Raw genomic sequence first — 15,552 nt, forward strand, 5'->3', positions numbered from 1 at the left:
GGTGCCGGCGGGACAGGTCACTGACCCTCCCAGACCGCCTTCGCGCCGGAGTCGCCGGTGCGGATCACGTAGTACACGGCGATGCCGGCGGCGATCACCGACAGCACCTGCAACGCGAGAGTCAGCGGTCGAGAGGGGCGTCCGTCGGCACCCGCCCCGGCGGCCCTCGGCGCGACGAACCAGACCAGCGCCAGCGCCACGATCCCCAACAGGATCGCGGCCCAGAGCGTGATGTCACCGAACTCCTGGTGCGCCTCCAACTTCGGCAGGAACTCGGGGGTCACCCGGTTGCCGGCGCGCATGCGCTCGAAGAAGGCGTCGCCGGAGAGCTTCGCCAGCAGGGCCGCGATCGGCGCGCCCACCGCGAGCAGCCCCAGCACCCAACGGGTGTGCGGCCGGATCAGCGGCACGAGCGCGTAGCCGATCGTCAGGAGCGCCAGCAGCGGCACGAACACGACAGCGGCGTGCAGCACCAGCGGGTGGGCGGGGAGGCCCATGAACTCCTCGAACATCGGCGTCTCCTCACATCGGTCGGACGTCGATCGTCCGGGAATGGACGCTATCGGTACCAGCCGGGCGTGTCACGCCCCAAGATTGCCACCGGCGCCCGTCCCGGTCGGCCCTGCCGCTGCGCCGGGCACCACGGTCCTGAGTCGTCGACGGTGGCAGCGCTCAGCGCGGGTTCCTGCCGAACATGCTGCTCAGAGCGATCCGCGCAGCACACGGCAGCTCGCCCGGCGCCAACTGTGTGTGCGACGGTCGCCAGAGCTCGGCGCCCTTCGCGGTGACCCGGGCCAGGATGCAGTCGTACTGCGCGGCCCGCAGGGCCACCCCGACCCTGCCGCCCTGCGCGGTCACCTCCTGGGTGATGGCGGGGTCCAGTTTCAGGTCGTCGATCGCCGCGCGGACGGCGGTCTCGTCCGGGCTGACGCCCCGCAGTGCGCTCTCGAGCTGTTCGTCGACGCCGTCGAGCGACGGGTCCTGGGTGACCTCGAAAGGATCACCGGGCGGGCACTCGATGTCGTCGTCGCGGCTGTCGTCCTCCGGGCCGAGCTGAAGGCGGAAACAGATCGGCTCGTCCCGCTCGCCGATCACCGAGCCGTCCGCGCCGATCTCCACCCCGTGCCCCATCACCCGCAACACCAACGTCACGCCGGTCCCCCAGTGTGTCTCCCCGGTGACCGAGAGGACCGCGACGTCGGGGTCCTGGCTGGCCGAGTGCACGTACTTGTCGGCCTGGTAGAGGTGGTCGTACTCGAACCGGAAGAGAACCCGGTCGACCTTCTCCGCGGCGTCGGCCACGGCACTGTCGTGGATCGGGTCGTCCGGGCCGTCGACGTAGTGCCACAGACCGCCCCCGGCCAGCGCCACGGCCAGCAGTAGGCCCGCGCCGACAACCACTCGCCGTCTCCCCATCGCCACGGAGCGGATTATGTCGCAGCCGGGGCGCCGCCGGTGCCCCTCGACTACCGCGACCGGGGCAGGCAGTCCTTCTTGTACTTCAGGCCGGAGCCGCACCAGCAGGCGTCGTTGCGCTCCGGCGGCCACGGGATGCGCGCGCTGGGCCGCGCCGAGACCTCGGCCGCGTACCCCGCCCGGACGCCCGCGTCGGTCGGGTCGCCGTCACGCCGCCCGGCGAACGCGGTCAGCCCGGCCACCGTCGCGCCGAACACGCCCAGGCCGGACTGACCGGCGCTCCTGAGTCGGACCAGCTCCTTCTCCAACCGGCCCCGGTGTGCGTCCCAGTCCGGGCCGTAGACCTCGGCGAGGGCGGGATGCTCCGAGATCAACGTGTCGAACTCGGCCCGAGGCCAGAAGAGCAGGTCGGACTCGGCGTCCCTGCGCTCGCCGGCCCGGCGCACGAGCTGGGTGTCCAGCCGGTCCGCCAGGTCGTCCTGCCGGTCGTGCGGCAGGTTCAGATTCCGTCGTACCCGATGCCGTTGTTGCAGCAGGAAGAAGGCCACTCCGGGCGCGTCCGGCGGACCGAGGTCGACAGCGGCGTCGGTGGCCGCGCCGGTGCCGGTCGCGCGGTCGCCGAGCAGGGAGTCGACCGCCTCGCTCAGCCAGGTCTCGGCGGTCGACGAACGGCCACCGGCGTCCAGCGCCGCGCTGACGTAGGCGGGGGCGTCGGGCTGCGTGAGCAGCAACGGGCGCAGGGCGGTCAACTCCGCCATCGCCTCGTCGTCCTGACCACCGGCCCGGAACAGCGCCCGCGCCCGCAGCGCCCGGGCGAATCCGGCCCGCGGGTCGTCCCCGGACGGGTACGCCGCCACGGCCTGCTCCGCGTACCGCAGGGCCGCCTCGGGCCGCGCCCGGATCTCGGCGATCTCGGCGGCCAGGGTCAGGGCGTCCCCGGCGTCGTCCGGATCCTCCAGCCGGCCCTGCTCCGCCGCCTCGGCGAGGTCGGCGGCGACGCCGAGCGGGTTGGCCGTCCCGAGCGCCGAGCGGCGCAGTTCAGCGAGGTCAGCCTTGGTGAGTACGTCTCTCGTCGGCACGATCTCACGGTACGTCGGGGTGCGCGCGGTATGCGGGCAGATCACCTGTTACGCCGCTCTCACCCCGCCGGAGCCGTGACCAGGCGTGCCGGGCGGACTACGACCAGGCTCCGGCCGCCGCAGCCCGGGCGGCGTAGCTGTCGAAGTCGAGCGGCTCCCGGCCGAGCACCCGACGAACACCGTCGGCCGGTTCGGCGAGATGGCCCGCGCGCATCCCGTCGAACAGGAGGTTGAGCGCCGAGGCCGTCTCCTCCGGATAACCCTCGGCGAGCAGTTCGGCGTGGTACTGCTCCGGGGTCAACTCCACGTAGCGGATGGAACGACCGGTCACCCTGGCGATCGTCGCCACCGCCGTGGCGAAGGTGAGCGCCCGAGGACCCGACACGTCGTACACCTGTTCGTGGTGGTCGGGGGTGGTCAGGAGCGTCGCGGCCACCTCGGCGATGTCCTGGGCGTCGACGAAGGGCTCTCCGGGGTGACGCCGATCGGCAGGGCCAGTCGGCCGTCGAGCAGCGGTTGGCGCCACAGGTCCTCGCTGAAGTTCTGGCTGAAGTTGTTCGCCCGGATGATCGACCACTGGACACCGGACGTCCGCACGGCCGTCTCCGCGGCGACCATCCCGGGGGAGAAGTCACCAACCTGGTCGATCCCGCGTCCGGACAGCGCCACGATCCGGCGCACACCCGAGTCGGCCGCCCGCGTCACGAAGTCGGCAGCCAGCGTCGGCTCCTCCGGGGCCAGCAGATAGACCGCCGAGGCACCGGCCAGAGCCGGCTCCCAGGTGTCCTGCCGCGACCAGTCGAAGCGCACCTCGCCCGAGCGGGAGGCCGCCCGGGCGTGGTGGCCCGCCGCCCGGAGCGTCGGTACCAACCGGCGGCCCGTCTTACCGGTTCCGGCCATCACGAGAATCGACTCGGCGTTCGTCGTCATGCCACGAGTCAACTCGACCGGTCACGGTCGGCCCATGTGCTGTCGTACGCCGGGCATGTGTGATCGTCCGAGCGCCATCATCCGGGATCTATCGTCGGTGTCATGGACCCGTTCGACAGTCTGCTGCGGAGCGTGCACGCGGACGGCGCGGCCTTCGGTCGTTCCGTCCTGACACCCCCCTCGGCGCTGCGGTTCACCGACGGTGCCCCGCTGACGCTCTGTGTTCCGCTGCGCGGCGAGGGTTGGCTCTCCCATCCGGAGAGCGACAAGCCCCACCTGGTACGGGTCGGGGAGGTCGCCGCCGCGCGTGGCCCGGCACCGTTCACGTTCTCGGCCGAGCCGCGATCGAGCTTCCAGCCGGGGGAACTCCGGGACGTCCGGCGCGGCCGGACCGGGGCGATCGACTCGACGGGCGCGGACCAGACCGAACGTCTCGTGCTGCTCGTCGGGGTGTACCACGTTCGAGGCCGGGTGCCCCAACGGCTGCTGGGCGCGCTGCCACCGGTGCTCGTCGTGCCGGACGAGCACGACTGCGCCCCACTGCGCGACTACCTGGACGCACAGCTCGACGCCGGCAGGCCCGGCCGCCAGATCGTGCTGGACCGCCTGTTGGACTGGTTGTTGGTGTGCACCGTGCGGGACTGGTTCGACCAACCGGACGCCGAGCCTCCCGGCTGGTACCGCGCGCTGAGCGACGACACCGTCGGCCCGGTGCTGCGCGCCATGCACGACGCCCCGGGTCGGCCGTGGACCCTCGCCAGCCTGGCCGCGCAGGCCGGAGTCTCCCGGTCCACACTGGCGAAACGGTTCACCGACCTCGTCGGCGAGCCGCCGCTGACCTACCTCACCGACTGGCGGATGACCCTGGCCGCCGACGTGCTGGCCGAATCGACGGCGACGGTCGCCGCTGTCGCACACCAACTGGGGTACGCGGACGCCTTCGGCTTCAGCGCGGCCTTCAAACGGGTCCACGGGGTGAGCCCGAGCGGACACCGCCGGCTCACCCGGAGCGGCGACCAGGCGGCGTGACCGGGGTCGAAGCGGGCCGAGGTGACAGTCACCGACCGGTACAACTCCCGGCCGGTCACGCTCACGCTGCGGCCGGGCCACACGGAGCGGGCGCTGGCAGCTCTCCCGCACCCACGGCTGGTACGACCTGACCGTCACCGTCGCGGGCGATCCCGACTTCGCCCACCGGTACGCGGGCCACGTCGAGAACGGCGAGGACAGCATCAGCGACCCGGCCCTCGGCGGGCTCGTCTGAGCGACGCCGTGCCACCCGGATCGATCCTGGTCCGGGTGGCACGGTACGGATTCCGGCGGCCCGGCGCGGTCGCCGTCATGACGGCGGGCGGGTGGGGCGCACCTGGTTCGGGCTGGTGCGTACGTGTGCGCGTTCGCCCTGCCTGCCGACGAGGCTGAGGAATTCGACGGGCCCGGAGCTGGTGGCACCGAACCAGTGGGGGGTGCGGGTATCGAACTCGGCGGCTTCCCCGGGTTGCAGGGTGAGCTCGTCGTCACCGAGGACCAGACGCAGGGTGCCGTTGAGGACGTAGACCCAGTCGAAGCCCTCATGGGTGCGCAGATCGGGAACGCGATGGTCGTCGCCGGTGGGCAGGACGAACTTGTAGGCCTGGATGCCGCCGGGCCTACGCGTCAGCGGCAGGATGGTGGAGCCGTCGCCGACGGCGATGGGGCGCAGGTTGATGCGGGGATCGCCGGTCAGTGGGGCGTCGACGAGTTCGTCGATGGTGACGTTGTGGGCGCGGGCGAGCGGGAGCAGTTGTTCGAGCGTGGGGCGCCGTAGGCCGGCTTCGAGTCGGGAGAGTGTGCTGGCGGAGATGCCGGTCTCCTCGGCCAGGTCGGCGAGGGTGATGTTGCGGCGCTGCCGTAGCTGCTTCAGCCGCGGGCCGACAGCGTCGAGGGTGCGGTCAAAGTCTTCGTCCACACCGTGATCTTGCCATTCGGCAAGGACTTTTGCGCAATGTCGTCGAGCGGGCCACGATCACCCGTGGCGCGAGTCGTCGCCCCCATCCTCCTCAAGGGCCAGGTAGGCGCGCATCTCATCGCGGGCCCCCGGAAGGCCGTAGCCGCCGACCAGTTCGCTGACGTTGCCGAACTGCTGATCGCCGAGCAGCCAGGGCGCGGTCGACCGGCCCAGGGCCTCGGCGAGCCGACGTTGTCGGGGCGTGAGGGCGTCGACAGGTGTTCCCGCCGTCGCCGGGCCGTCCGGGAACGCGAGCGGCAACGCCACCCCCAACGCCGTCAACGACCGCTCGCCGCTGACGGTCGGCAACCGTTCGAGCAGCGCGTCGAACGCGCGGTCGGCGTGCTGCGGACCGAGCTGCCGCAGGGCGAGCGCCGCGTAGCCGCCCAGGTCGCCACCCAGGAACGGCACCCACTCACCCTCCAGCGGCTCGGCCGGGGCCTCGCCGGAAGCCGCCGACGCCCAGCCCAACACCTCGGCGACGGTCGCCGGGTCGGCCGCCGCGCCGAGCACCCGAGCCCGACCGACGGCGGCGGCCCAGCGGACCAGCGGGCGTGCATCGGTCAACCACCGGACGTCCGGCGCGGCACCGAGCAGCCCCGTGGACACCAACACGGTGGCCACCTCGCCGGGCGTCGCCGCGACGCCGGTGGCGGTGTCGACCGCGCGGGCCAGCGCGGACACGCTGTCGTCGGCCTCCTCCGGAAACCAGGCCAGGAGGTACGCCGCGAACAGGCGCACATCGGGATCGGCGTGACCCAGTAGGGCGCGGATCGTGGGAACCCCGGCGCGCACCGCGTCGTACGTCGCCAGCGCGACGTACGCCCACAGTCGGCCCTGATCCGCCTCGGACAGCGACTCGACGTAGAGGTACTCGACGTACTCCTTCTGGGTCTCGTCGGTGCCGGTCCACGGCGGCGACTTCGCCGCGAGCAGCGCGCGCCCGCCCTCGGCGGCCCGACGATATTCGGCCACCGGGAAACCCTCCGGTAGGACACCCTCGTCGTACCCGACGGCCAGGGCGCTCAACAGCCCGAGCACCGCCGCCGGATCCGGAGTGACCGGATCGCCGAGCATCTCCAGCAGGAACGGCACCGCGTACGCGCTCGCCTCGAACCGGTTGCCCTGGTGGAAGACGTTGGTGTAAAGGTCGCCCAGCGCCTCGTCCCGGGTGGCGGAAGCGGGGGAGAGCAGGGCACGCAGTTGGCCGGGCACGTCGTCGGCCGCCCCGTACGCATGGCCCAGCCGCGCCCAGTCGATGTCGTCGAGTCCGTCGAGCACGCCCCATGCTGTCCCGACCCCCTGACCGTTCTGAGGGGTGGGTCGGTCAGAACTCCTCGTACACCGCTGGGTCTTGATCGGAGAGCCGACCGTCCGGGCGGCCCAGCGCGGTGATGACCTCGACCTGTGCGTCGGTGAGCGTGATGCCGAAGACGTCGAGGTTCTCGGCCTGCCGCTGCGGCGACGCGGCCTTGGGCAGCGGGATCACCTGGCGGGCCACGTGCCAGGCGAGGATGGTCTGCGCCGGGCTGACGCCGAGGGCGTTCGCGATCTCCACGATCACGGGGTGCCGCATCAGGTCGTTGCCGTGGCCGAGCGGGCTCCACCCCTGCACCAGGATCCCCTGCTCCCGGTGGTAGTCGAGCGCCTCCTGCTGCGGGAAGTACGGGTGCACCTCGATCTGGTTGACCACCGGGGCCACCCCGGTCTCGGCCACCAACCGCTCGATGTGCTCCGGCAGGAAGTTGGAGAGCCCGATGTGCCGCACCAGACCACGCTCGCGCGCCTCGATCAGCGCCCGCCACGCCTGCACGTACTTGTCTTCCTTGGGGTTCGGCCAGTGGATCAGGTACAGGTCGACCCGGTCGAGGCCGGTGCGGAACACACTCTCCTCGATGGTGGTCAGTGCCGCGTCGTAGTCGTGGTGCCGCCCCGGCAGCTTCGACGTGACGATCAACTCGTCCCGCACGTCGCCCGCCGAACGGGCGGCCCGGCCGACCGCGCCCTCGTTCTCGTAGTTCACCGCCGAATCGAGCAACCGGTAACCGGCCCGGATCGCGTGCCCGATCGCGTCGACGCCCGCCGAACCGTTCAGCTGGTACGTGCCGAGCCCGATCGCCGGCAGGGCGGTGCCGTCGGCAGCCGTCAGATGGGGAATCGTCATGATCGGAACCCTACCCGCAGGAGCTGCGCGTTGACGGAGGCTCAGTGCGCCACGCCTTGCGGTTACCGGGTTATCGCCCGATTCCTCGAAGACTCGCCGCTCAGCAGCGGATCGGTGCGCCGTTCGCTCTCGGGCAGGTCCATCGCTGCGGCCAGGAGATTACCGAGACGGCAGGCGTCGTTCAGCCCTTTCCCCTTGCCGGCCCAGTCGTCGAACGTGAGCCGGATGTTCTCGTCAGCGGTGATGACGTCCAGAACGGGGCCGCGCTTGTCGCGTTCGCGGAATCGCACGTAGCGAATCTCCGAGAGGAGAAACTCGCGCTCGATCGTGCCCTGTTTACGCACCGCGCTCTGCGCCGAGATGAAGAAGCGATCAGGTGTTACGCCGAGATAGGCGTCCTCACCGACGAGGCGATCGAGATTGACATCGGCCAGGGCCAGCAGAGGTTCCTCGCCGGGCACGGCCCATCGGAGGATCCGCAGCACCTCATGTGGCCCCGTCTCAGCGAAGACGGTGAGAGGCGGGTCCAGCGGAGCTGGTTGCGTGTGCGTACGGTTGCGAAGGGTCGCCACTCGCTCGGCCAACGCCTCGGCCATGGCTACGATCTCCTGGATGTTCTGACGCTTCGTGGTGAACGGCAGACTCCACTCGGACGGGAGTTCGGCGATCAGACGGCACTGACGTTCAAGGTCGGTGAGGAGACCCGCCACCTCGTCCATGGCTCGTGTGTGCTCGCGCTGAGTGTCGGCGACCAACTCGGCCAGAAGCCGCTCATTCTCGGCGGCATTCGCTTCGTCGCGGCTGATGTGACTGGCACGCAATACCTGGAAGCGATACCAGGACCACTCCGCCATCAGCATGCCGTGAGCGTCCGCGAGAATCTGCTCGACGTTCTTCTGGATGTGGGCACGCCGGCTTTGTCCGTCGGTATCGAGCGCCTTGATGTGACTGCGGACGAACGACCTGAAGAGCAGCCGTTGCTTGCGCAGGTCCGGGTCCCTGGTCGCGATGGCCGCGTAGATGTGGTCGTTGACGGTGCCGACCGCCTGGGCCTCGCGCACGGCGCGCATCGTCGTCTCGTGCAGGCCGAGCAGCATCGCCCACTGGTCCTCGTGCAGCGCCCGAAGGACGTCACGGGTGAGTTTGACGTTCTCGTCGATGCGACGTGAGATCGACGCCAACTGCACCTGCAGCGCCAGGAGCGCGGCGGCCGGCCCGAGAGCGGAGAGGATGGACGCGGTCTGCGCGCCTGTCACGGGTGCCCACCGCACCGAGGCGGCGATCTTTCCGTTGCCGGCGACGAGCGAACCCAGGTTCCAGCCGCCCGACGTCATTGGTTGCGCCGTCTTGAGCGCCTGCAAAGTCTCGGGCGCCAGACGTACCAGCCCCTGCACGGTGGTCGCAGCCTGTGCGCCCTGCGCCGCGAGATTGCCGATGCCCGAGGCTATCGCGAGCTTGTCGGCCAGGCCTCGGCCTGCTTCAGCGCTCATCATCTCGAAGGGGATCACGTCGAAGCCGACGGGCGGCTGGTCCGCGAAGAGTACGGCCAGCCCCGGCCCGATCTCCACCAGACTGACGCTCGGCTCATCGCCAGGAGGATCGGTGACGTCGGTGACGTTGGCAGAAGGTACGGAAAGTTCGTTCGCGGATCCTTCGGCCTCGGGCGCCATCCCACATCCTCCATGATCGACAACAGGGGCATCACGGTACGTGTCAGGGCGATCACCCCGGCTCAACCGGAGCGGCAATTCATCCCGCGTAGTGTCCACACGCGAGTGACTGAACAGATCTAGCCAGTCGGCTCAAGTTGCGCGAGCAGGGCGCTCACCTCGGTATGGAGGCGACGCAGTTCCGCAGCCGTGGGGGCCAGTTCGTAGCAGTGGTGGTGGGTGGCGGCGGACAGGCTCGCCCAGGCGAAAGCCGCCCGGCGGGCGGTCTCGGTGCCCGGGCCGAGCCGACCGCGCAGCATGAGCTGCTTCGCGCGACCCTGCCGGCACGCCGCCACCGAGGGCTTCACCCGCCGCCAGTAGGCGTCGATGCCGCCTTCGAGAGCGAGCCGGATCAGGCAGGCGCAGGCCCGGGGCCACCAACCGGCGCTCACCGCCGCGGCACCGAGCACACCGGACCCCCGCAGCAACTGGTCGGCCGCCGCCAGCCAGCGCTGTGGCGTCGGCGCGGTCACGACAGCGCCCCCGCGAGGAGGCGGGCGTCCGCGACCAGTCCGGGCAGGTCCGTCAGGTACGCCCCGTGGACGCCCTCCCGACACGCCTGATAGGCGTTCACCGCCCGTCGTCCGTGCCGGCGGAGGAGCCAGCCGAGCACGTCGCCGCCCTTCTCGGCGTCGTCGAACGCCGCCAGGGCGACGATGGTGGCGACCCGCCGGGACGCGTCCTCGATGGCCGCCTCGACATCGGCGTGCGGAACGCCCCGCGCCACCCGGGTCCGCCAGACCGCCCGGTGGCAGGCCGCCTCAATCGCGGAGCGGCACAGCTCGGCGACCACCGGCCCGCGTACCTCGGCGGGGATCTCCTCGTTGCGCGCCAACGCGGACGCGTCGTCCAGGTAGCGGGTGACCGGGTCGGAGCCGGGCCGCAACGTCACCACCGACTTCTCCGCCCGGGTCACCTCGATGATGCGGGCGTCGCCGAGGCCGAGCCGGGTGACCGCGTCGGGCAGGCGGGTGTCGTGGGTGAAGACCACCACCTGCCGGTCCTCGGCTAGCTCGGCGAGTACCCGGGCGAGACCGTCCACCTTCGACGGATCCATGCTCTGCACGGGATCGTCGACCACGATGAACCGGAACGGACTCTCCGGGGCGCAGCTGCGCGGCAGGAACGTGGCCAACCCGAGCGCCTGCATCTCACCCTGACTCATCACACCCAGCGCCGTGCCGTTGTCGGCGCCGTCCACGCTGACCGGGAACACGACCCGCCGTCGGGTGTTCACCCCTTCGAGCGTCATCGCACCCAGCTCGACGTTGCTCTCCTGCCGCAGCTGCGCCCAGATCCGCTGCGAATGCCCGGCGAACGGCGCTACCCGCTCGTTGCGGATCTCCGCACCGACGCCCTTCAACCAGGCGCGCGCGGCCTTCAACCGGGCCACTGTCGCCTCCCGCGCCGCAAGCCCGTCGGCGGCGGCCACCCATTTGCGCACGTCGGCCGCCGCGGCCCGCCAGCCGGTGTCGCGCTGCCGCAGGAACCCCTCGGCGTACGCGCGGGCCGCGTCCGCCGCCGCCACCACCGCCGGGTACCGCGCGGCCAGGTGGTCGGCCAGGTCAGCGGGCTTTCCGGGTACGCGCCGCAGCGCGGCAACGGCGTCGTGCAGCGCGCCGACCGACGTCTCCGACCCCGGGCTCTCAGGGACCGCGAGGTCGTCGATCAGATGGTGCGCCTGCCGCAGCAGAGCGGTGAGCCGAGTCGTCGCCGTCTGGGCGGCGACGCTGCGCTGCCGCAGCTCGGTGAGCGACTGCGCGGCGGCGACACGCCACCCACCGTCGAGGGTGCCGGTGGCGCAGACCGGACACGACCCGTCGCCCTCGTCCTCGTGATGTTCGAGGGCGAGGCGGAGGAGTTCGGCGCTGCGCAACGCGGCCCGGGACCGGCCACCGTCGTACCGCAGGGCCTCGTTCGCCGCCTCCCGCAGCTGAACGGCCAGCCGGGTCACCTCGTCGACCGGCGGCGGGGCGAGGTCGGCGAGTTCCCGGCAGAGCAGCACCTCCCGGTCGGTGGTCGCCTCGTCCGGCTCGTCGAGGATCGCCGTCACCGCGCTGAGGTCGACGCCGCCCCGCCCGCGCAGCAGTGCGGTGGTCCGTCGAGCCCGGTCGTCGGCGATGTCGGTGAGCGCGTTGACCAGGGCGGCACGCTGTCCGCGTACCTCCTTGATGGTCGTGTCGTGCGGCCGGGCGGCGCGCAGCAGACGCTGGTCGGCGTCGGTGAGCGCGTCCAGCCCAAGGATCGCGAAGAGCGCGTCGAAGAGCTGGCTCTGCGTGCCGCCGGCGAGCTTGCCCAGCTCGGCGGCGGTGAGGAACGGCCGGTACAGCTCCAGCGGGCGGGCCAGACCCAGCTCGGAGAGGCCGGTGTGCCGACCCCGGGCGCTGGTGACCGTCACCTCGGCATCGGCCAGCTCGGCCCCGACCGGCCAGGCTCGGTGCACCCGGGTCGGCGTGGCCACCCCGTCGACGCGCAGCTCCACGTCCACCCAGCACGGGTCCGGGTTGTGCAGGTTGCGCCACCCCGTACGCCAGACGCTGGTCTTGTCGGCCCACCGGGCGCTGTCACCGGTCAGGGCGAGCTCGACGGCCTCGGCAAAGCTGGACTTGCCGGAGCCGTTGCGGCCGACGACCAGGGTGAGGCCCGGACCGGGGTCGACCTGGAGGGTCCGCTCCGGGCCGACGCCCCGGAACCCGGCGACGGTCACCGACTTTAACCAAATCCGCTCCGGCGGCCCGTCACCGGTGGGGGAGCGGGGGTCGAGCCGGGTGGGAGTGCCGGCGAGGGCCGTGGTCAGGTCGTCGTCGCTGGTCAGCGCGGCGAGAACCAGCTCGGCGGTCTCGGTCGGGACATCGTCAGCGGCGGCGAGCTGGTCGAAGATCAGCTCGATCAGGGGCGCGGTGGACTGCGGAGGCTGGGTCATTGTCGGCTCCAGGCGTGTGGTGTCCGCGGGCCGACGGCTCGTCGGCCCGCCCGGGTTAGCGGTGGAAGTGAGGGGTTGCTGTCGGCCCGGCTCAGGCGGGCGGTGATGGTCGTCGGACGCTGTAGAGCTGATGTCGTAGACGAATCAGCGGCTCAGCGTCGGCTGCCGCGACTTCGGGGCACCTTGACGAGCGGCCAGAGTGTGACGTTCCTGTGCCAGTCGCTCACTGGGTTCTCACAGCTCCGACACGTCGGTCACGACGGCGGTCAGCTTGTCGCCGGAGCGTTTCGTGCTGGCCGTCTCCTCCTGCTGAACGGAGGCGGAGTCGCCGGTCACCTCGAAGGTGTTGATGATGGGGTCCTCGGCGCCCTTCACCTCGTACGTCACCTCGTAGGTGCTGGATGGGTCGAGGCCGTCGCCGGTGTAGGTGACGTCGATGCGGTAGGTGATGTTGCAGCCGGCACTGCCGAAGCACTGCTTCCGCAGCGTCTTGACCTTGAGCGTGAAGTCGCCCTTCGTCGGGGTGTCGTAGACGGGGGCGGGCGGCGCCGTCGTCGCGGGCGCGGTCGTCGGCGCGGCGGCACTGGTCGGGCCGGACGTGCTGGAGCGCGACTGGGAAGCGGTGGCGGAGGGGGCCTTGCCCTGATCGGGCGACTCCGCACCGTTCGTCGTGGCCAGCAGTACACCGCAGCCGCCGAAGCAGAGCAGCAGCACCAGGACGGCGGCACCGGCGATGATCCACCGAACCTGGGACTTCTTCCGAGTGACGGGCTCCGGGCTGGTGGGGCTCGCGGTTTCGGGCTGCGCCGTGGGTTCGGCCTGCGGGTCCGGTTGGTGCTGAGACTCGGTCATGGTTCTCTCCTGTGTCGAGCGGGATGCTGTGGAGCTGATGCCGTGAACGGATCAGGCGGACGGAATGCCGACGACCTCGACCTCGACGCCCTCGTTGCGCAGGGACTTCATCGCCCGGTAGAGCGCGACCTGGGCGAAGGTGAAGAGCGAGTCCACGGTGAGCGGCTTGCCGGAGCCGAGGGCGATCGCGTAGACGACCTTGCGAGGCTGGAAGCCGGGGTCGATGACGCGCGCCGACGGCTGCCGACGGACCATCTCGGCCAGCGCGGTGCGGGCGTCGGCCTCGTACCGCAGGGCGTCGACCGACACCTCGCCCTGCGCGAAGAGGTGGCTCAACGCCGAGCTCCCCTTGGCACGCTTGACATGGATCAGCTCGTCGTCGGGACCGAGCAGGTCACAGGCCTCGATACCGCGGTGGTGCTGGCTCGTCCGCAGCAGCCGCCGGTCCAGCAGGGTCAGACCGCAGACCCGTGCAGCGTGGACGTTGTACTGCTCCTCGTCCGTCTGCTCCGTGGTCCAGGCCGGGAGTGCGATGCTGGCCGGCCTGGCCAGGATCTGCTCGATCTCGTCGCGGAGGAACGCGCGGTGGCGGTCGCCGATCTCGTACCAGCCGCCCTCGTGCAGCAGGAGCTGACTCGCACCGTGGGCGAGCTGTGCAGTGATCCACCGTGACGCGGACGTCGAACCGATCTCCTCGTCGCCAGCCGCGTCGGTGTAGAGGTTGACGCGTCCGGTGCAGAGCGACGTCCACCGCTCGCCGTCCGGGACGCCCTCGGTCTGCGCGAGCACGTCTGCCAGCGTGAGCTCGGTGAGGTGCACCGGGCGGAGGCCGGACTTCGGCACTCGCAGCTTGTACGACTGGATCCGCTCGATCTCACTGAAGACCCGGCCCGGCACGGCCAGTCCGACGTCCGCCGGATCCGGCAACCTCAGCAGCCGGTCCAGTTGCTCCTCCACCTGCGACAGCCGGGGATCCCGGGCCGGCACCGGTCGGATCTGGGTGATGAACTCCAGGTCGGCGAAGGGCGCCTCCTGCTTGCAGACCCGGTCGATCTCCCGCAGGTCGGCGAGCAGGCTCGCGGGCTCGACACCGAGATGGATGCGCAGGGTGTCGCTGCCCTCGACCGGGGTGGCCCTACCCGTAGACCGGCAGACGGTGAGGGTCGGGTTGAACGTCCGCCCGCAGACCTGGCCGACGATCTCGCCCCACTTGTCGATGCCGTACATCCGGATGTGCTGACCGCCCGGGACCATGTTGCGGTCGACCCGGCCGGAGGTGCCGAACACCCGCCGGCGTACCTGCTTGATCTCGTCGGGGGCGAGCGAGCGGACCGCGAAGCCGATTCCGAAGCCCGAGTTGGCGAGGTCCAGATCGACCATGTGACGGCCGACCGTGCCGTAGGTGAGGGCGTAGACGTTGTCGTCGACCGCGACGAGCAACGCGGCACCGCCACTGCTGAACCCGAGTTCGGTCTCCTCCCCGGTCAGCCGGGCGAGTACATCGCACCAGTCGGCCCGCTGGCGCGGCACCGTCCCGTGCACCAGCAGCGCCGGCGCACCGGCGACCGAGCGCTCCTCGACCAGGAAGTCGTGCTGTCGCACGTAGCGGTGGTTCACCGCCTCATGCAGGCCCTCGATGGTCGGCGTCACCCGTTCGAGCTGGTAGACCGACGTCAGGTAGGTGCCCTCCGGTCGCTCGGGCAGGTCGAGGTCGAAGAGGGTGGGTGCGTCGTACGGCGGATGGGTGACGTCCTTGCGGACGACACGGCGGATGGTCGGTCGGGTCGTGGTGGCTCGGATCGTGGTCGGCTGGCTCGCACGGCGCACGTCGATCTCCTCGCGTTGAGAATCGGGGTGGCGGTGGTGCGGGGGGAGGGGTACGCCGAGGACGGGCTTCGCGGGTCCCGCCCTCGGCGCGGGCGGTCAGCTCACAGGGTGACGTCGACGCCGCCGGAGAACGGCGAGTCGTGCAGCTCGAGCTTGGTGAGCTTCACGTTCTTCGGAATGTCGAAGACCACGACGCCGGTGACCTGGTTTCCGGGGTTGATGTCGTTGAGGAACGTCTCGGCGTTCTTGTTCGCGTAGATCGCCGCGCCGGAGTCGGCGGAGTACTCGGTGCCGTCGGCCGCGTACGCCTTCTGGCTGCTGCCGTCGAACATCTGCGCTTCCTTGCCGATGTTCTTCACGTTGACCGTGACCAGGCAGAACTGGCCCTGCGCCTTCTGCTCGAGCGGGGCACTGCCGACCTTGGCCACGCCGCACTTGGACGACTTGACCGTGAACTCGAACTTCCCGTCCCGGGCCGGCTCACCGACCTTGGCGGTCTTCGGCTTGTCGTCGCCCTTGGCGCCGCCGGCGTCGGCCTTGCTGGTCGCGTCATCGGTGCTGCCGGCACCGCAGCCGAGCGCGATGAGGCAGGTGGCGATCAGAGCGAGAGTGGTGGTCTTGCGCATCGTTGTCCTCCTGATGTGAACGTTGCGAGGTCAATAAGA

At 70.9% G+C, this 15,552-nt stretch carries 15 protein-coding genes and 1 pseudogene; 2 read left to right on the plus strand and 14 right to left on the minus strand.

All coding sequences use genetic code 11. The annotated features are described in order from the left end of the window. Positions 1-17 precede the first annotated feature (17 nt). From O7617_RS26145 to O7617_RS26165, 5 genes are all read right to left on the minus strand, one after another. Complete coding sequence (locus O7617_RS26145; RefSeq protein ID WP_282258775.1) at positions 18-512, minus strand: DUF2231 domain-containing protein; 495 nt, start codon at positions 510-512, stop codon at positions 18-20. 160 nt (positions 513-672) lie between these two features. After that, the gene (locus tag O7617_RS26150; RefSeq protein ID WP_282258776.1) at positions 673-1,401 is read right to left on the minus strand and encodes a hypothetical protein; all 729 of its coding nucleotides are present in this window, start codon (positions 1,399-1,401) and stop codon (positions 673-675) included. 65 nt (positions 1,402-1,466) lie between these two features. Beyond that, complete coding sequence (locus tag O7617_RS26155; protein WP_282258777.1) at positions 1,467-2,495, minus strand: SEC-C metal-binding domain-containing protein; 1,029 nt, start codon at positions 2,493-2,495, stop codon at positions 1,467-1,469. Between the two features lie 97 nt (positions 2,496-2,592). Further along, positions 2,593-2,931, minus strand: coding sequence for a hypothetical protein (locus O7617_RS26160; protein ID WP_282258778.1), 339 nt, complete (start codon positions 2,929-2,931; stop codon positions 2,593-2,595). Then, a complete protein-coding gene (locus tag O7617_RS26165; RefSeq protein ID WP_282258779.1) occupies positions 2,913-3,425 on the minus strand; it encodes an NAD(P)H-binding protein in 513 nt (170 codons plus the stop codon). Before O7617_RS26165 ends, O7617_RS26160 begins: the two co-directional genes overlap by 19 nt. A gap of 102 nt (positions 3,426-3,527) precedes the next feature. Here O7617_RS26165 and O7617_RS26170 point away from each other — a divergent pair, with 102 nt between their 5' ends. Next, positions 3,528-4,454: an AraC family transcriptional regulator gene (locus tag O7617_RS26170; RefSeq protein WP_282258780.1), complete on the plus strand. Its 927-nt coding sequence runs from the start codon at positions 3,528-3,530 to the stop codon at positions 4,452-4,454. 124 nt (positions 4,455-4,578) lie between these two features. After that, positions 4,579-4,689, plus strand: a pseudogene (locus O7617_RS26175) (hypothetical protein); the annotation flags it as partial. A gap of 75 nt (positions 4,690-4,764) precedes the next feature. Here the strand turns inward: O7617_RS26175 and O7617_RS26180 are convergent. From O7617_RS26180 to O7617_RS26220, 9 genes are all read right to left on the minus strand, one after another. Next, positions 4,765-5,373 (minus strand): XRE family transcriptional regulator, encoded by a 609-nt coding sequence (locus O7617_RS26180; protein ID WP_282258781.1) that lies wholly within the window; start codon positions 5,371-5,373, stop codon positions 4,765-4,767. Between the two features lie 57 nt (positions 5,374-5,430). Then, on the minus strand, positions 5,431-6,693 hold the full coding sequence (locus O7617_RS26185; protein ID WP_282258782.1) for a hypothetical protein: 1,263 nt from the start codon (positions 6,691-6,693) through the stop codon (positions 5,431-5,433). A 46-nt stretch (positions 6,694-6,739) separates the two neighbouring features. Further along, entirely contained in the window at positions 6,740-7,576 is an 837-nt protein-coding gene (locus tag O7617_RS26190) for an aldo/keto reductase (protein WP_282258783.1), read from the minus strand. Positions 7,577-7,638: 62 nt separating this feature from the next. Beyond that, positions 7,639-9,246: a hypothetical protein gene (locus tag O7617_RS26195; RefSeq protein WP_282258784.1), complete on the minus strand. Its 1,608-nt coding sequence runs from the start codon at positions 9,244-9,246 to the stop codon at positions 7,639-7,641. A gap of 119 nt (positions 9,247-9,365) precedes the next feature. Beyond that, on the minus strand, positions 9,366-9,758 hold the full coding sequence (locus tag O7617_RS26200) for a hypothetical protein (RefSeq protein ID WP_282258785.1): 393 nt from the start codon (positions 9,756-9,758) through the stop codon (positions 9,366-9,368). Beyond that, entirely contained in the window at positions 9,755-12,208 is a 2,454-nt protein-coding gene (locus O7617_RS26205; RefSeq protein ID WP_282258786.1) for an AAA family ATPase, read from the minus strand. Before O7617_RS26205 ends, O7617_RS26200 begins: the two co-directional genes overlap by 4 nt. Before the next feature lie 234 nt (positions 12,209-12,442). Then, complete coding sequence (locus tag O7617_RS26210; protein WP_282258788.1) at positions 12,443-13,060, minus strand: hypothetical protein; 618 nt, start codon at positions 13,058-13,060, stop codon at positions 12,443-12,445. A 51-nt stretch (positions 13,061-13,111) separates the two neighbouring features. Next, positions 13,112-14,887, minus strand: coding sequence for a DUF6119 family protein (locus O7617_RS26215; RefSeq protein ID WP_282258789.1), 1,776 nt, complete (start codon positions 14,885-14,887; stop codon positions 13,112-13,114). A 101-nt stretch (positions 14,888-14,988) separates the two neighbouring features. Next, positions 14,989-15,513: a DUF4352 domain-containing protein gene (locus O7617_RS26220; RefSeq protein WP_282258790.1), complete on the minus strand. Its 525-nt coding sequence runs from the start codon at positions 15,511-15,513 to the stop codon at positions 14,989-14,991. Positions 15,514-15,552: the final 39 nt, after the last annotated feature.

This window comes from Micromonospora sp. WMMD1155 (genome assembly GCF_029581275.1).
Lineage (GTDB): Bacteria > Actinomycetota > Actinomycetes > Mycobacteriales > Micromonosporaceae > Micromonospora.

Bases quoted from the DNA above. Each gene is read 5' to 3' on its own strand.
- O7617_RS26145 (WP_282258775.1), bottom strand. From the start codon at position 512: ATGTTCGAGGAGTTCATGGGCCTCCCCGCCCACCCGCTGGTGCTGCAC.
- O7617_RS26165 (WP_282258779.1), bottom strand. From the start codon at position 3,425: ATGACGACGAACGCCGAGTCGATTCTCGTGATGGCCGGAACCGGTAAG.
- O7617_RS26170 (WP_282258780.1), top strand. From the start codon at position 3,528: ATGGACCCGTTCGACAGTCTGCTGCGGAGCGTGCACGCGGACGGCGCG.
- O7617_RS26190 (WP_282258783.1), bottom strand. From the start codon at position 7,576: ATGACGATTCCCCATCTGACGGCTGCCGACGGCACCGCCCTGCCGGCG.
- O7617_RS26195 (WP_282258784.1), bottom strand. From the start codon at position 9,246: ATGGCGCCCGAGGCCGAAGGATCCGCGAACGAACTTTCCGTACCTTCT.
- O7617_RS26205 (WP_282258786.1), bottom strand. From the start codon at position 12,208: ATGACCCAGCCTCCGCAGTCCACCGCGCCCCTGATCGAGCTGATCTTC.
- O7617_RS26210 (WP_282258788.1), bottom strand. From the start codon at position 13,060: ATGACCGAGTCTCAGCACCAACCGGACCCGCAGGCCGAACCCACGGCG.
- O7617_RS26220 (WP_282258790.1), bottom strand. From the start codon at position 15,513: ATGCGCAAGACCACCACTCTCGCTCTGATCGCCACCTGCCTCATCGCG.